The 15,832-nt window shown below is 64.4% G+C and carries 12 protein-coding genes; 7 read left to right on the top strand and 5 right to left on the bottom strand.

Annotated features, from left to right (window positions below):
* Window positions 1-197: 197 nt before the first annotated feature.
* From ACCQ01_RS10005 to ACCQ01_RS09990, 4 genes are all read left to right on the top strand, one after another.
* Entirely contained in the window at window positions 198-1,064 is an 867-nt protein-coding gene (locus tag ACCQ01_RS10005) for a CheR family methyltransferase (RefSeq protein WP_228433356.1), read from the top strand.
* Window positions 1,061-1,657, top strand: coding sequence for a chemoreceptor glutamine deamidase CheD (gene cheD / locus ACCQ01_RS10000; RefSeq protein ID WP_024937701.1), 597 nt, complete (start codon window positions 1,061-1,063; stop codon window positions 1,655-1,657). The genes ACCQ01_RS10005 and cheD overlap by 4 nt, the downstream gene beginning before the upstream one ends.
* Window positions 1,654-2,730, top strand: a complete 1,077-nt coding sequence (locus tag ACCQ01_RS09995) for a protein-glutamate methylesterase/protein-glutamine glutaminase (RefSeq protein WP_011037036.1) — start codon at window positions 1,654-1,656, stop codon at window positions 2,728-2,730. Before cheD ends, ACCQ01_RS09995 begins: the two co-directional genes overlap by 4 nt.
* A gap of 107 nt (window positions 2,731-2,837) precedes the next feature.
* On the top strand, window positions 2,838-5,018 hold the full coding sequence (locus ACCQ01_RS09990) for a sensor domain-containing protein (protein ID WP_228433429.1): 2,181 nt from the start codon (window positions 2,838-2,840) through the stop codon (window positions 5,016-5,018).
* A gap of 47 nt (window positions 5,019-5,065) precedes the next feature.
* On the opposite strand, the gene ACCQ01_RS09985 is transcribed toward ACCQ01_RS09990, so the two are convergent.
* From ACCQ01_RS09985 to ACCQ01_RS09970, 4 genes are all read right to left on the bottom strand, one after another.
* Window positions 5,066-5,941 carry an alpha/beta fold hydrolase gene (locus tag ACCQ01_RS09985; RefSeq protein WP_228433358.1) on the bottom strand — a complete coding sequence of 292 codons (876 nt, stop codon included), beginning with the start codon at window positions 5,939-5,941 and terminating at the stop codon, window positions 5,066-5,068.
* 196 nt (window positions 5,942-6,137) lie between these two features.
* Window positions 6,138-8,729: a bifunctional aconitate hydratase 2/2-methylisocitrate dehydratase gene (gene acnB, locus ACCQ01_RS09980; protein WP_228433360.1), complete on the bottom strand. Its 2,592-nt coding sequence runs from the start codon at window positions 8,727-8,729 to the stop codon at window positions 6,138-6,140.
* 52 nt (window positions 8,730-8,781) lie between these two features.
* Complete coding sequence (locus tag ACCQ01_RS09975) at window positions 8,782-9,189, bottom strand: type II toxin-antitoxin system VapC family toxin (protein WP_011037032.1); 408 nt, start codon at window positions 9,187-9,189, stop codon at window positions 8,782-8,784.
* Window positions 9,186-9,443, bottom strand: coding sequence for an AbrB/MazE/SpoVT family DNA-binding domain-containing protein (locus ACCQ01_RS09970; protein WP_011037031.1), 258 nt, complete (start codon window positions 9,441-9,443; stop codon window positions 9,186-9,188). The genes ACCQ01_RS09975 and ACCQ01_RS09970 overlap by 4 nt, the downstream gene beginning before the upstream one ends.
* Before the next feature lie 148 nt (window positions 9,444-9,591).
* Here ACCQ01_RS09970 and acnA point away from each other — a divergent pair, with 148 nt between their 5' ends.
* A complete protein-coding gene (gene acnA / locus ACCQ01_RS09965) occupies window positions 9,592-12,360 on the top strand; it encodes an aconitate hydratase AcnA (protein ID WP_228433362.1) in 2,769 nt (922 codons plus the stop codon).
* Between the two features lie 190 nt (window positions 12,361-12,550).
* Here acnA and ACCQ01_RS09960 read toward each other — a convergent pair whose 3' ends face one another.
* Window positions 12,551-12,997, bottom strand: a complete 447-nt coding sequence (locus tag ACCQ01_RS09960; RefSeq protein ID WP_228433364.1) for a nuclear transport factor 2 family protein — start codon at window positions 12,995-12,997, stop codon at window positions 12,551-12,553.
* Window positions 12,998-13,094: 97 nt separating this feature from the next.
* Here ACCQ01_RS09960 and rpfB point away from each other — a divergent pair, with 97 nt between their 5' ends.
* Together rpfB and ACCQ01_RS09950 are read left to right on the top strand one after the other, a co-directional pair.
* Window positions 13,095-14,777, top strand: a complete 1,683-nt coding sequence (gene rpfB, locus ACCQ01_RS09955; protein WP_103700790.1) for a fatty acyl-CoA ligase RpfB — start codon at window positions 13,095-13,097, stop codon at window positions 14,775-14,777.
* Window positions 14,778-14,954: 177 nt separating this feature from the next.
* A complete protein-coding gene (locus ACCQ01_RS09950) occupies window positions 14,955-15,821 on the top strand; it encodes a crotonase/enoyl-CoA hydratase family protein (RefSeq protein ID WP_042598991.1) in 867 nt (288 codons plus the stop codon).
* Window positions 15,822-15,832: the final 11 nt, after the last annotated feature.

Raw genomic sequence — 15,832 nt, 5'->3', positions numbered from 1 at the left:
CGCAACGCCCCGGCACCGCCGGGGCGTTGCGTTTGTGCCTCTCGCAACGACAGGCAGTCTTCACCCCGCCGCGTGGTCCCTGCACGCCGCCGCGCCGCACCGTCGATGCGACACCGAACCCAACCGCAGCGATCGGTGGATTGGCGCTTCAGTTGCATGACTACATGGCCGATATCCAGTAATAGCTCACGACGTGTATGGATATGACGACTACGACTCCTGCTTCAGACACGCGCGAATTCGACTTCGGCGACCGCGACTTCAAGCGCGTTTGCGACCTGATTTACCAGCGCGTCGGCATTTCGCTGGCGCCGGCCAAGCGCGACATGGTGTACGGCCGGCTGTCGCGCCGTTTGCGCGTGCTCGGCCTGCGCTCGTTCCGCGACTACCTGGACCAGCTCGAATCCGGCAACGACGATGAAGAATGGCAGGCGTTCACCAATGCGCTGACCACCAACCTCACCTCGTTCTTCCGCGAGCCGCACCACTTCGACAAGCTGCGCGAAGAACTGCAGAAGCGTGCCTCGCAGGCACCGCTGAAGATCTGGTCGTGCGCCGCCTCCACCGGCGAGGAGCCTTACTCCATCGCCATCACTGCCTGCGAAGCCTTCGGCACGCTCACCCCGCCGGTGAGCATCGTCGCCACCGACGTCGACACCCAGGTGCTGGAAACCGCCTCGCGCGGCGTCTACGCCATCGACCGCGTGGCCTCGCTGGATACGGCGATCAAGCGCAAGTATTTCCAGCGCGGCAGCGGCCCCAACGAAGGCAAGTGCCGGGTCATTCCCGCACTGCGCCAGTTGATCGAATACCGCCAGTTGAACCTGTTGTCCTCACGCTACGACGTCGGCGGCCCGTATGCGGCGCTGTTCTGCCGCAACGTGATGATCTATTTCGACAAGCCCACCCAACGCGGCATCCTGTCGCGCCTGGTCACCCACATGGGCGACGACGGCTTGCTCTACACCGGACATTCGGAGAATTACCTGCATGCGGCCGACCTGATCCAGCCGTGCGGGCGCACGCTGTATCGGCGCGCCCCGCGCGCAGGAGCCGGATCATGAGCACCGCCGTGCAAGTCGACGATGTCATGCGCTACCGCGATTCGCGGTTCCAGACCATCACCGCCAAGCTGCTGCCCACCCAATACCTGGTGGTCGATGACGACACCGCGTTGACGACCACCTTGGGATCGTGCGTTGCGGCTTGTCTTCGCGACCCAGTGCTGAAGATCGGCGGCATGAACCATTTCCTGCTGCCAGAAGGTCAGGTCGGGGATGGCGCACCCGCGCGCTATGGCAGTTACGCAATGGAGTTGCTGATCAACGACATGCTCAAGCGCGGCGCGCACCGTAAGCGCATCGAGGCCAAGGTCTTCGGTGGCGCCAACGTGCTCAAGGGCTTCACCAGCAACCCGGTGGGCACCCGCAACGCCGAGTTCGTCCGCCAGTACCTGCAGGCCGAACACATTCCCATCATTGCCGAAGATCTGTGCGGCATCCATCCGCGCAAGGTGTGGTTCTTCCCGACGACTGGCCGCGTTGTAGTGCAGCGTCTGCCGCACGCACACGAAGCCGAAGTCGCCGCCGCCGAATCGGCCGTGCGCGCCCGTCTGTCCAAAGCCCCGGTCACCGGTGGCGTGGAGTTGTTCGAATGACGCTGGAAACTCCTGTGCGTGTGTTGATCGTCGACGACTCGGCGGTTGTGCGTCAGATGCTCACCGAAATCCTCTCGCGCGACCCCGGCATCGAAGTCGTCGGCTCGGCCGCCGACCCGTTGCTGGCGCGCGAAAAGATCAAACGCCTCAATCCAGACGTGATCACGCTGGATGTGGAAATGCCGCGCATGGACGGGCTGGTGTTCCTGGAAAACCTCATGCGTCTGCGCCCCACCCCGGTGGTCATGATTTCCTCGCTGACCGAGCGCGGCGCCGACACCACGCTGCAGGCGCTGTCGCTGGGCGCGGTGGATTTCATCTCCAAGCCCAAGATCGACGTTGCGCGCGGCCTGGAAGGCTACGCCGAGGAGATCGTCAGCAAGGTCAAGATGGCCGCCAAGGCCAAGGTGAGCGCGCTCAATCGTCCCAGCGCGCCCAAGATCACCCTGGACATGCAGTCCGCGCCCGTGCCGGGTAGCGCGCTGCGTTTCCGCACCACCGATCGCCTGATTGCCATTGGGGCCTCTGCCGGCGGCACCGAGGCACTGCGCGTGGTGCTGGAACACATGCCGGCCGACGCCCCTGCAGTGGTCATGACCCAGCATCTGCCGGCCAGCTTCAGCACCGCGTTTGCCGAGCGCCTGAATCGCCACTCGGCAATGTCGGTGCGCGAAGCCAGCGACGGCGAAGCCATTCTGCCGGGCCACGCCTACCTGCCGCCGGGCGGCCAGCATCTGCGCATCATCCGTGACGGTGCGCGCTGGCGCTGCCGTATCGACGACGGCCCGCCGGTCAACCGCCACAAGCCGGCGGTGGACGTGCTGTTCCGTTCCGTCGCCGCCAACGCCGGCCCGAATGCGGTGGGCGCCATCCTCACCGGCATGGGCGACGACGGCGCACGCGGCCTGCTGGAAATGCTGCAGGCCGGTGCGCCCACGCTGGTGCAGGACGAAGCTAGCAGCGTGGTCTGGGGCATGCCCGGGGCTGCCTACAAACTGGGCGCTGCGCAGGAAGTGGTGCCACTGGAACGCGTGGCCGAACGCCTCATCGCGTTGTCGGCACAGGCACGCTGAAGCGTATGACCGCACCTCCCCCGCATCCAGCCGACCCCGCGGCGGACCCCGGCAGTCCGGGATCCGCCGCGGCCGGCCATGCGGAAACGCCGACACAGATCGATGCCATGCCGGGAGAGAGCGCGTCGGACACCCGTTCGCGTCTGCTCGCCCAGGCGTTGGATGGCAGCAGCAGCGCCATCCTGATCTGCGATCTGCAATCGCGCCTGCTGTACGCCAACGATGGCTTCGAGCGCATGTTCGGCTACACCGAAGCCGAACTGGTCGGCCAGCGGCCCTCGCACGTGCTGACCCGTGCGCTCAGTGACCAGACCGAGGTTGCGCGCATCCGCGAACGCGCCGATGCCTTGCAGCAGACCCAGGCCGACCTGCTGGTGTACCGCAAGGACGGCACGCCGCTGTGGATCTCGCTCAACTTCAACCCGATCTACGACGCCCAGCACAACCCATCGCATTACGTCGCGGTGCTCACCGACATCACCGAAACCAAGATGCACGAAGTGCTGCAGCACCGCGTGCTGGAAGCGCTGGTGCAGGAGCGCCCGCTGATCGAGGTGATGACGCTGATCTGCACCGAGGTGGAACGCATCGCCCCGGAAGTGCTGGCCACGGTGATGAGCGCCGACAACGACGGCTGCCTGCACTCGCTGGCCGCGCCCAGCCTGCCGCCCGAGTATGCCGATGCGGTCAATGGCCTGAAGATCGGCCCCGGTGCCGGCGCGTGCGGCACCGCTGCCTGGCGCGGCCGCGCGGTGATGGTGGAAGACATCGCCAACGATCCGCTGTTTACCAATTTCCGTGATCTGCTGTTACCGATGGGCCTTCGCGCCTGCTGGAGCACGCCGATCCGCGCCAACAGCTCGCGCGTGCTCGGCACCTTTGCGCTGTATTACCGCAGTGTGCGGCGCGCCGATGCCTGGCACGTCAAGCTCACTGACCTGTGCCAGCAGCTGTGCACCCTGGCGCTGGAGCGCGAACAGATCCGCCAGCGCGTGCATCAACTGGCCTTCTATGACGCACTCACCGGCCTGCCCAACCGCATCATGTTCAGTGCCCGCGCCGAGCAAGCCCTGACGCATGCCGAATATGCCGGCGAGCCGGCTGCGTTGATGTTCATCAACATCGACCGCTTCAAGCTGATCAACGACAGCCAGGGCCACGCGGCCGGCGACGGCCTGTTGCGCGACATCGCACTGCGCATCGGCGAACAGCTCACCGCCACCGCCATGCTGGCGCGCCTGGCCGGCGATGAATTCGCCCTGGCCCTGCCGCAATGCAGCGCCGAGCAGGCCAGCGCCACCGCCGAACGCCTGCTCGGCACCATCGCCGGCCCGCTGCCGGTGGGCCACATGACCGTGCACCCGTCCGCCAGCATCGGCGTGGCGATGTTTCCCGAGGACGGGCGCGACATCAACATCCTGCTGCGGCATGCCGATCTGGCCATGAACCGCGCCAAGCAGGAAGGCGGCGGGCGTTTCCGCTTCTTCAGTGCGGACATGAACCGCATGGCGCAGGAGCGCGTGGCGCTGGAAGCAGAGCTGCGCCAGGCGATCGGCCGCAATCAACTGCAGCTGCACTATCAACCGCAACTGCTCAGCCAGGCGCCGCATGCGCTGTATGGCGTGGAAGCCTTGTTGCGCTGGAACCACCCGCAACTGGGCGCCGTGTCGCCCGCGCGCTTCCTGCCGGTGGCCGAAGAGCAAGGCATGATGCCGCAGCTCAATGACTGGGTGCTGCGTCGCGCCTGCGAACAGGTCGCCGATTGGCGCCAACGCGGCGTGCCGGTGGCGCGGGTCTCGGTCAATCTGTCGGCGAGCAGCTTCGAAAGCCCGCGCATGCTCACCGACCTGCTGCGCCTGATCGACGACATGGGCGTGCAGCCGTCGGACCTCACGCTGGAAATGACCGAGAGCGTGATGCTCTCCGGCCAGCCCGGCGTGCTGGAGAACCTGCACGCCATCCGCGAAGCCGGCATCTCCTTGTCGCTGGACGACTTCGGCACCGGCTATTCCAGCCTGAGCCACCTGCACCGCCTGCCGATCGACGAACTCAAGCTCGACATGAGCTTCGTGCGCGACATCGAACATAGCGAAGACGCGCGCGCACTCACCACCTCGGTGCTGCGCATCGGCGAGCACCTGCGCAAGCACGTGGTCGCCGAAGGCGTGGAGAACGAAGCCCAACGCCTGCTGCTGGCCGATCTGGGCTGCGAAGTGCTCCAGGGCTATCTGTTCTCGCGCCCCCTGCCCGCCGCCGCCCTGGAAGCCTGGCTGGGCGCACAGCCCTGACAGTTGCCTGTTGGCCGGCACGCGCGCTCGCTGCAACTGGTGGCGCTTTAATTTGCCACTTGCCGGATCAAGGCGATCGACGCGCGACGCGCGGCGACGAACCGTTCTCGATCCAATGTCCGTCCCAACCAGCCCAGCAACTGCGCATTGACGAAGGCCGGGTTCTCCAATGTGGCGATGTGGCCCGCATCGGGAACCAGCTCGTAATCGCAGTTGATCACCTCGGCCATCAGCAACAGCTCTTCCACCGGCCTGGGAATGTCGTACTCGCCCCCCATCAGCAGCGTGGTGGCCGGATTCAGATGTGCAAGGCGTTTCAGCGCATCCTCGCGCCCGAAGATCAATCGCCCCAGCGGCACGATTGTGTCCCGCAACTGGTCGGGTGACAACGCCGCCAGGCGTTGTGCGAACGCCACAGGCAGCGGCGAGGCCAGATCGATCGCCGGGCGGAAGAACAATGGCACGATCGCCGACACCAGCGCCGGCGTCACCTGCCCCGCCGTGGCGATGGCATCCAGCAGGCCGAAGTAGCGCTCACGCGTCACCTGCGGTTCGGCCCCCAGAAAGGTATCCATCAGCACCAGGCTGCGCACGCGCGTTGGCGCCATCAACGCCAGTTCCGCGGCCCACATGCCGCCAACGGACAGCCCGACCACGGCGCACTCTTCGATCTGCAACGTATCCAACAATCCCAGCATCTGTTGCGCCAGGTCACCGATGGTCTGCGTGCCGGCCGGCAGCGGCCCCGATGCGCCGTGCCCCCACAACTCGGGAACGACGACGCGATAGTGCGGTGAGAGGGCCTGGACCTGCGGTTCCCACATCGCCGCATCCCATAGGTAACTGTGTCCCAGCAACACCGGGAACCCTTGACCATGTTGTGCGTAGTGCAGCGGTTGAGCAGCGATCGTGCAAATGGGCATTGGACATCGAACGGCAGTGGCGGAAGCGGCGACACTCTAGACCCGTGCACTTCAGATTTTTGTTGCAGCGCGCCAGAGGAGTTACCTGCGATTTGCTTTGGCACACCGCACTTGTGCGGCCAAACGAAGCCAGTGCCCGTTAAACGAAAAACGCCCGGCAGTGCCGGGCGTTTTGCGACGAACGTGCTGTGCTCGATCAGGCAGCGACGGTGTCGGCCACGTCCTGATATTCCTGGATCTGATCGAAGTTCATGTAGCGGTAGATCTGCTCGCCACTGGTCTTGATCACGCCCACATCGGCCATGTACTCGTCCTTGGTCGGGATGCGACCCAGACGCGAACAGATTGCCGCCAGCTCCGCCGAACCCAGGTACACGTTGGTGTTGCGGCCCAGACGGTTCGGGAAGTTACGCGTGGAGGTGGAGAACACCGTGGCGCCCTCGCGTGCCTGCGCCTGGTTGCCCATGCACAGCGAGCAGCCGGGCATTTCCATGCGCGCACCGGCTGCGCCGAAGGTGCCGTAATGGCCTTCCTTGGTCAGCTCGGAGGCATCCATCTTGGTCGGCGGCGCAACCCACAGGCGGGTCGGGATATCGCGCTTGCCTTCCAGCAACTTGGCGGCGGCACGGAAGTGACCGATGTTGGTCATGCACGAACCGATGAACACTTCGTCGATCGCCGCACCGGCAACCTCCGACAGCGTCTTGACGTCGTCCGGATCGTTCGGGCACGCCACGATCGGCTCGTGGATATCGGCCAGATCGATCTCGATCACCGCGGCGTACTCGGCATCGGCATCGGGCTGCAGCTGCTGCGGATCGGCCAGCCACTCTTCCATCTTCTTGATGCGGCGGCCCAGGGTGCGTGCATCGGCATAGCCTTCGGCAATCATCCAGCGCAGCAGGGTGATGTTGCTGGTCAGGTATTCGATGATCGGCGCCTTGTCCAGGTGCACGGTGCAACCGGCCGCGGAACGCTCGGCGGACGCGTCGGACAGCTCGAACGCCTGCTCCACCTTCAGGTTCGGCAAGCCTTCGATTTCCAGGATGCGGCCGGAGAAGATGTTCTTCTTGCCCTGCTTGGCCACGGTCAGCAGACCGTCCTTGATCGCGTACAGCGGGATCGCGTTGACCAGGTCACGCAGGGTCACGCCCGGCTGCATCTCGCCCTTGAAGCGCACCAGCACGCTCTCTGGCATGTCCAGCGGCATCACGCCGGTGGCGGCGGCAAAGGCCACCAGGCCGGAGCCGGCCGGGAACGAAATGCCGATCGGGAAACGGGTGTGCGAGTCGCCGCCGGTGCCGACGGTGTCGGGCAGCAGCATGCGATTGAGCCAGCTGTGAATCACGCCGTCGCCCGGGCGCAGCGACACGCCGCCGCGGGTGGAGATGAACTCCGGCAGCGTGTGGTGGGTCTTGACGTCCACCGGCTTCGGGTAGGCCGCGGTGTGGCAGAACGACTGCATCACCAGGTCGGCCGAGAAGCCCAGGCAGGCCAGGTCCTTCAGCTCGTCGCGGGTCATCGGGCCGGTGGTGTCTTGCGAGCCCACCGAGGTCATCTTCGGCTCGCAATAGGTGCCCGGGCGCATGCCCTGGCCTTCCGGCAGACCGCAGGCGCGGCCAACCATCTTCTGTGCCAGCGAGAAGCCCTTGCCGGTGTCCGGCGGGTCCATCGGCAGACGGAACAGGTCCGACGCCGGCAGGCCGAGGAATTCGCGTGCCTTGGCGGTGAGGCCACGGCCCACGATCAGCGGAATGCGGCCACCGGCGCGCACTTCGTCGAACAGCACGTCCGACTTCATCGCGAACTCGGCAATCACCTGCCCGTCCTTCAGCGCCTTGCCGTCGTACGGACGCAGCTCGACCACGTCGCCGTGCTCCATCTGCGACACGTCCAGCTCGATCGGCAACGCACCGGCGTCTTCCATGGTGTTGTAGAAGATCGGCGCGATCTTCGAACCCAGGCACACGCCGCCGAAGCGCTTGTTCGGGATGTACGGAATGTCTTCGCCGGTCCACCACAGCACCGAGTTGGTCGCCGACTTGCGCGAGGAACCGGTACCGACCACGTCGCCAACATAAGCAACCAGATGGCCCTTGTCCTTGAGATCGGCGATGGCCTGGATCGGGCCGCGCCTGCCGTCTTCTTCCGGCACGAAAGCCGCGCCTTCGCGCGCATTCTTCAGCATTGCCAGTGCGTGCAGCGGGATGTCCGGGCGCGTGGTCGCATCCGGCGCCGGCGACAGGTCGTCGGTGTTGGTTTCGCCCGGCACCTTGAACACGGTGATGGTCATGCTCTGCGGCACTTCCGGCTTGCTGGTGAACCACTCGGCATCGGCCCAGCTCTGCAGCACGGCCTTGGCGTGCGCGTTGCCGGCTTCGGCCTTTTCCTGCACGTCATGGAACGCATCGAACACCAGCAAGGTGTGCTTGAGCGCTTCGGCGGCGGTGGCGCCGAGCTCGGCGTTGTCCAGCAGCTCGATCAGCGGATGGATGTTGTAACCGCCCAGCATGGTGCCCAGCAATTCGGTGGCACGCGTCGGCGAGATCAGCGCGCTGGTCTCGGTGCCGAACGCCACCGCGGCCAGGTACGAGGCCTTGACCTTAGCGGCGTCGTCCACGCCGGCCGGCACGCGCTGGCTGAGCAGCTCGACCAGGAAGGCCTCTTCGCCGGCGGGCGGGTTCTTCAGCAGCTCGATGACCTCGGCGGTCTGCTGCGCGGTCAGCGGCAGCGGCGGGATACCGAGCGCTTGGCGCTCTGCAACGTGGTGGCGATAGGCTTCCAACATGCGGATTCTCCAAAGGACAGCTAGTGAATGTGTAGAACGTGAAAAACGTGGATCAGGCAGCGGGCTTGGGCACGATGATCTTCAAGCCCTTGAAGTAGTCGCGGAAAAAACTGTCGTCGCGGGTGATCAGGCCGTCGCATTGCAGCATCGCGTGCGCACCGATCAGGAAGTCGGCCACCACCCGCTCGCGCTTGCCGCCGCGCGCACGAAAGCGGCGCTGCATCTCGCCGGCGCGCAAGGCCGATTTGGCCTCCAGCGCGTTGAAGCGGATGCTCATGTCTTCCAGCACCGACAGTGCTTCGGCGCCATCGCGCAGCGCGCTGCAGACCTCGGCCAGCACCACGTCGCACACCACCACAGGGCCAGTGCTCAGGCATTGGCGCAGGCAGGCTTCGGCGGCGTCGGCTTGCGCGCTGTCGGCCAGCAGGTCGACCAGCACCGATGAATCAATCGCGATCATGCGCCGGCTTCGGGATCGAGCGGATCGCCCGGTGCACGCCCGCGGATGGCACGCATCGCATCGTCGGTGCTGGCAAAGCCGTCCAGCTTGAAGCGGCCGCGTGCGCGTGAAATGGCATCGTCAACACTCTTGCGCAGAATGATGCGGCCGCCTTCCAGCTCGACCTTGAGCGTAGTGCCCTTGGTCAGCCCCAGCGCGTCGCGCACCGCCTTGGGCAGCGTGATCTGGCCGCGTTCGGCAACGGTGGCTTCCATGGGCGCTCCGCGGAAAAAGTATGCATGAATTCTACATACTTGACTTGTCGTACTCAAGGCCACATACCGGTGTGCACAAACCGGGCGTACACACTGAATCGGTCACACTGTGGCCGAGCCTAAAGCCTGCAAGCCATAGGAGTGATGCATGAGCGATTCCTTTTCCACCCGTACCTCGCTAGAGGTCAACGGCCAGCGCTACGACTACTACAGCCTGCCCAAACTGGGCGAGCGCTTCGATGTCGCCCGCCTGCCCTACTCGATGAAGATCCTGCTGGAGAACCTGCTCCGGCATGAAGACGGTGGCGTCACCGTCGGCAAGGACCACATCGAAGCCGTCGCCAAGTGGGACCCGGCCGCCGAACCCGATATCGAAATCGCCTTCATGCCGGCGCGCGTGGTGCTGCAGGACTTCACCGGCGTGCCCTGCGTGGTCGACCTGGCCGCGATGCGCGATGCGGTGGTCAGGCTCGGCGGCAATGCCGACCAGATCAACCCGCAGATCCCCTCCGAACTGGTCATCGACCACTCCGTGCAGGTGGACGTATTCGGCAAGCCCGAAGCGCTGGATCTGAACGGCAAGATCGAATTCCAGCGTAACCAGGAGCGCTACGGCTTCCTGCGCTGGGGCCAGAAGGCCTTCGACAACTTCAAGGTGGTGCCGCCCAACACCGGCATCGTCCACCAGGTGAACCTGGAAAACCTGGCGCGCGTGGTGATGAGCGCGGACAAGGACGGCACCCAGATCGCCTATCCGGACACCGTGTTCGGCACCGACAGTCATACCACCATGATTAACGGTATCGGCGTGCTGGGCTGGGGCGTGGGCGGCATCGAGGCGGAAGCGGCGATGCTCGGCCAGCCCTCCTCCATGCTGATTCCGCAGGTGGTGGGCTTCAAGCTCACCGGCAAGCTGCCCGAAGGCGCCACCGCCACCGACCTGGTACTCACGGTCACCCAGATGCTGCGCAAGCATGGCGTGGTGGGCAAGTTCGTGGAGTTCTACGGTGAAGGCCTGCAGCACCTGCCGCTGGCCGACCGCGCCACCATCGGCAACATGGCGCCGGAATACGGTGCCACCTGCGGCATCTTCCCGGTCGATAACGAATCGCTGACCTACCTGCGCCTGTCCGGCCGCAGCGAGGAGCAGATTGCACTGGTGGAGGCCTACGCCAAGGCACAGGGCCTGTGGCATGACGCCGACACCCCGCATGCGCAGTACAGCGCCATGCTGGAGCTGGACATGGGCGACGTCAAACCGTCGCTGGCCGGCCCCAAGCGCCCGCAGGACCGCGTGCTGCTGGAAGACATGCAATCCAACTACCGCGAGAGCCTCAAGCCGTTCGCCGAGGCGCGCAGCAAGCGCCTGGCCGATACCAAGCAGGAAGACCGGCTCAAGAACGAAGGCGGCGGCGGCACCGCGGTGGGCGCCAAGGCCTCGCAGGCCGAAAGCGCTGGCGACAGCGGTGCGGGCTGGCAGCTGCGCGATGGCTCGGTGGTGATCGCTGCGATTACCTCGTGCACCAACACCTCCAACCCGGCAGTGATGCTGGGCGCCGGCCTGCTCGCCCGCAATGCCGCGGCCAAGGGCTTGAAGGCGCAGCCCTGGGTCAAGACCTCGCTTGGGCCGGGCTCGCGCGTGGTCACCGACTATCTGAGCAAGGCCGGCGTGCTGGCCGATCTGGAAAAACTCGGCTTCTACGTGGTGGGCTACGGCTGCACGACCTGCATCGGCAACTCCGGCCCGCTGCCGGAAGACGTCTCGGATGCGATTGCCAAGGATGACCTGGTGGTGACCTCGGTGTTGTCGGGCAACCGCAACTTCGAAGGCCGCGTGCATCCCGAGGTCAAGATGAACTACCTCGCCTCGCCGCCGCTGGTGGTGGCGTATGCGATCGCCGGCACCACCGACATCGACCTCACCCGCGACCCGCTTGGCACCGGCAGCGACGGTCAGCCGGTGTACCTGCGCGATATCTGGCCGAGCAACAAGGAAATCGGCGACACCATCGCCGCCACCGTCGGCCCGGAAATGTTCAAGCAGAACTACGCCGATGTGTTCAAGGGCGACACGCGCTGGAACACCATCGCCTCGCCGGACGGTGACCTGTACGAGTGGGATACCGCGTCCACCTACATCAAGAACCCGCCCTACTTCGAAGGCATGACGATGCAGGTGGGCCACGTCGACGACGTGCATGGCGCGCGCATCATGGGACTGTTCGGCGACTCGATCACCACCGACCACATCTCCCCGGCCGGCAACATCAAGAAGGATTCGCCCGCGGGCCGTTTCCTGCAGGAGCGCGGCGTACAGCCGGCCGACTTCAACAGCTACGGCAGCCGGCGCGGCAACGACGATGTGATGGTGCGCGGCACCTTCGCCAATATCCGCATCAAGAACCTGATGTTCGGTGGCGAGGAAGGCGGCAACACGCTGTATTTCGGCAAGGACGGCGCGGCGCCCGAGAAGCTTGCCATCTACGACGCGGCAATGAAGTACAAGGCCGATGGCGTGCCGCTGGTGGTGCTGGCCGGCAAGGAATACGGCACCGGCTCCTCGCGGGATTGGGCCGCCAAGGGCACCAACCTGCTGGGCGTCAAGGCCGTGGTCGCCGAAAGCTTTGAGCGCATCCACCGCTCTAACCTGGTCGGCATGGGCGTGCTGCCACTGCAGTTCCTGGAAGGCGAAAATGCGCAGACGCTGGGCCTGGATGGCTCGGAAGTGCTGGACATCACCGGCCTGCAGGACGGCGCCAGCCGTCGCGCTACCATCGATGCGAAGAAGTCCGATGGCAGCGTCAAGCAGTTCCAGGTCAAGGTGCTGCTGCTGACGCCGAAGGAAGTGGAGTACTTCAAGCACGGCGGCCTGCTGCAGTACGTGCTGCGCCAACTGGCCGCCCGCAAGGCAGCCTGATTGCACTGAACTGATGTTCTCGACACTCCCGCCGCCCGGCGGGAGTGTCGCTTTTGCGCAACGGATGTATTGCAAGCGTGGCTGGGGATCGCCTGATGGCAGTGAAACAGCGCTACTTCTGTGAACCAAGAAGAGCGCACGCACAGAGCGCTAGCCGATATGGTCGCGCTCGCTGATATTGGGACCTGCCCTACCCGCCACCTGCAGTCCACTGCGCGTGGTACAGCTCCCAGTCGCTGCCACGCAGCCGCCAGCCGGTGGTGACCTGATAGTGCTGCGCCTGATCAGGCAGCCAGCGTCCGCCGCCGCCGGTCAGCAACACGCTGAAGCGCACGGTTGCCGTACTGCCCTGCATCTGCACGTCCAACGGCCCGACGGTGACGCCGATCGCTTGATGACCCAGCAGCTGCAGTTGCAGCAGGCGCCGCGCCCCGGCCGCGTCCATGCCGTGCTCGCCGACAAAATCCTCTGCCACCGGCGCCATCGCCTCGCGTACATCGCGTGCCTCGATCGCCGCGCGCATCTGCTCCACCGTGGCACGCAGCCGCTGTTCCGGGCCCGGCTTCGCGCAGCCGGCCAGCACCAGCACGCAGAACGCAGCTAGCCCGACGTGCCACCTCAAAATGCTGCTGCGCATCACGCTTCGCCTTTTCCATCCATGACGGTATGCTGCCAGTTGCTGTGGCGCCGTGGAACATGGCACGCCACCAACGAATACCCTGGAGGGGGGGCAGATGAGTCAGGCACGTCCTTGGTTGCAAAGTTATCCGGCCGGAGTGGCCGCGGAGATCGATCTGGAGCAGTTCCGCACCGTGGCGGAGGTTTTCGCCACATCGGTGGCGCGCTTCGCTGATCGTCCCGCGTATCACAGCTTCGGCAAGACCATTACCTACCGCGAAGCAGATCAGCTGGTCGACCAGTTCGCGGCCTATCTGCTCGGCGAGTTGCAGCTGAAAAAAGGCGACCGCGTCGCCTTGATGATGCCCAACTGCTTGCAATACCCGATTGCCACCTTCGGCATCCTGCGCGCCGGTTTGACCGTGGTGAACGTCAACCCGCTCTACACCCCGCGCGAGCTCAAGCACCAGTTGATCGACTCGGGCGCCAGCGTGCTGGTGGTCATCGACAACTTCGGCACCACCGTGCAGCAGGTGATCGCCGACACGCAGGTCAAGCAGGTCATCACCACCGGCCTGGGCGACATGCTCGGGTTCCCGAAGGCCGCACTGGTCAACTTTGTCGTCAAGTACGTCAAGAAGCTGGTGCCGGAGTACCGCATCAACGGCGCGATCCGCTTCCGCGACGCGCTGGCACTGGGCCGCAAGCACCGCGTCCCGACCCTGCAGATCGAGCCGGACGACATCGCCTTTTTGCAGTACACCGGCGGCACCACCGGCGTGGCCAAGGGCGCGATGCTGACCCACCGCAACCTGGTCGCCAACATGCAACAGGCGCACCAGTGGCTGGCCGGCACCGGCAAGCTGGAAGAAGGCCACGAGGTGGTGATCACCGCGTTGCCGCTGTATCACATCTTCGCGTTGACGGCGAACGGCCTGGTCTTCATGAAAATCGGCGGCTGCAATCACCTGATCAGCAACCCGCGCGACATGCCGGGCTTCGTCAAGGAACTCAAGAAGACCCGCTTCACCGCGTTTACCGGCGTCAACACGCTGTTCAATGGCCTGCTCAATACGCCCGGCTTCGATCAGATCGACTTTTCGTCGTTGAAGATGACCCTCGGCGGCGGCATGGCAGTACAGCGCTCGGTCGCCGAACGCTGGAAGCAGGTCACCGGCCTGACACTGGTCGAGGCTTACGGCCTGACCGAGACCTCGCCCGCCGCCTGCATCAACCCGATGGATCTGGTCGACTACAACGGCTCGATCGGCCTGCCGATTCCGTCCACCGATGCCTGCATCAAGGACGACGATGGCAAGGTGCTGGCGCTGGGCGAGATCGGCGAGCTGTGCATCAAGGGCCCGCAGGTGATGAAGGGCTATTGGAAGAAGGCCGACGAGACCGCCAAGGTCATGGACGCCGAAGGCTGGCTGCACACCGGCGACATCGCGCGTATGGACGAACGTGGCTTCGTCTATATCGTCGACCGCAAGAAGGACATGATCCTGGTGTCCGGCTTCAACGTGTACCCCAACGAGATCGAAGACGTCATCGCGACGATGCCGGGCGTGCTCGAAGTGGCCGCAGTCGGCGTGCCGGATGAAAAGTCCGGCGAAATCGTCAAGGTGGTGATCGTCAAGAAGGACCAGGCCCTGACCGCCGAGGACGTAAAGGCGCACTGCCGCACCAACCTGACCGGCTACAAGCAGCCGCGCGTGATCGAGTTCCGCAAGGAATTGCCGAAGACCAACGTCGGCAAGATCCTGCGTCGCGAATTGCGGGATGCGGCCAAGGGTTAATCGTCGATCTTCGGCATATAAACTAAAACGATAAACCAATGCTTGACTCAAGGGCTTTCCCGTCAACGGGAAAGCCCTTTGCGTTCAAACAGATAGGGCCGGTGTAGGATCGCTTCGTGGAGCCCGCACCGCCCGCTGCGCCACATCATCCGCGGGCGATCTCCTCGAGACAAGCTCATGAGCATGATCGAAACCCTACAGGTTCAAACTACTCAATCCACGATCCGCACGCACTCCAGCCATGACGATGCAGCACATTGGCTGTTCATGCACGCTGATGCATCCAGTGGCGTCAGGCCCTGCTTCCGCCCTCAGTTGATGACGGAGATGCACAACGACCTGGACTCTATTTCCCACTTCTCAAAGCACGAATCCAATCGCTTGCGGAGCCTTGTTCTTGCCTCCGATGCGAACGCTTTCAACCTCGGCGGTGACCTGGATTTATTCAGCCAGCTGATTCGTGCACGCGACAGACAAAGCCTTTTGCACTATGCGGAAAGTTGCGTGCGCGGTGTGTTTGCGTTTCATCGTGGGCTGTCCGGCAACTTCAGAACCATTGCCCTTTTACAAGGCGACGCACTTGGTGGTGGCCTGGAAATGGCATTGTCGTGTCACACCATTATTGCGGAGGAAGGCATTGGCATGGGGCTCCCCGAAGTCCTCTTCGGATTGTTTCCCGGCATGGGCGCCTACTCGTTCTTGTCAAGGCGGGTATCGCCTCAGTTAGCCGAACGCATCATTCTCGATGGGCGCGTCTACAGCAGCGAAGAAATGCATGCCATGGGAGTCGTCGACATTCTCGTACCACGCGGAAAAGGCATTCAGGCAACTCACGACTTGATTACCAGGCAGCAACGCACCCCCCAGTCGTACCTTGCGATGAATCGCGCAAGAGAACTGTGCAATCCAGTCACACATGCAGAATTGATGGCGGTCACCGAGGTCTGGGTCGATGCTGCGTTGGAGCTGGGCGAAAAGTCACTCAAGACGATGGACCGTCTGGTAAAAGCGCAAACGCGCCGAGCTGCAAAGGGAATTGCCTGATTAGCATGACA

The sequence above is a fragment of the Xanthomonas sp. NCPPB 4037 genome (assembly GCF_041475695.2).
GTDB lineage: Bacteria > Pseudomonadota > Gammaproteobacteria > Xanthomonadales > Xanthomonadaceae > Xanthomonas > Xanthomonas campestris.
This window is presented reverse-complemented; position numbering and strand designations above follow the sequence as displayed.

Bases quoted from the DNA above. Each gene is read 5' to 3' on its own strand.
- ACCQ01_RS10005 (WP_228433356.1), top strand. From the start codon at position 198: ATGGATATGACGACTACGACTCCTGCTTCAGACACGCGCGAATTCGAC.
- cheD (WP_024937701.1), top strand. From the start codon at position 1,061: ATGAGCACCGCCGTGCAAGTCGACGATGTCATGCGCTACCGCGATTCG.
- ACCQ01_RS09995 (WP_011037036.1), top strand. From the start codon at position 1,654: ATGACGCTGGAAACTCCTGTGCGTGTGTTGATCGTCGACGACTCGGCG.
- ACCQ01_RS09990 (WP_228433429.1), top strand. From the start codon at position 2,838: ATGCCGGGAGAGAGCGCGTCGGACACCCGTTCGCGTCTGCTCGCCCAG.
- ACCQ01_RS09985 (WP_228433358.1), bottom strand. From the start codon at position 5,941: ATGCCCATTTGCACGATCGCTGCTCAACCGCTGCACTACGCACAACAT.
- acnB (WP_228433360.1), bottom strand. From the start codon at position 8,729: ATGTTGGAAGCCTATCGCCACCACGTTGCAGAGCGCCAAGCGCTCGGT.
- ACCQ01_RS09975 (WP_011037032.1), bottom strand. From the start codon at position 9,189: ATGATCGCGATTGATTCATCGGTGCTGGTCGACCTGCTGGCCGACAGC.
- ACCQ01_RS09970 (WP_011037031.1), bottom strand. From the start codon at position 9,443: ATGGAAGCCACCGTTGCCGAACGCGGCCAGATCACGCTGCCCAAGGCG.
- acnA (WP_228433362.1), top strand. From the start codon at position 9,592: ATGAGCGATTCCTTTTCCACCCGTACCTCGCTAGAGGTCAACGGCCAG.
- ACCQ01_RS09960 (WP_228433364.1), bottom strand. From the start codon at position 12,997: ATGCGCAGCAGCATTTTGAGGTGGCACGTCGGGCTAGCTGCGTTCTGC.
- rpfB (WP_103700790.1), top strand. From the start codon at position 13,095: ATGAGTCAGGCACGTCCTTGGTTGCAAAGTTATCCGGCCGGAGTGGCC.
- ACCQ01_RS09950 (WP_042598991.1), top strand. From the start codon at position 14,955: ATGAGCATGATCGAAACCCTACAGGTTCAAACTACTCAATCCACGATC.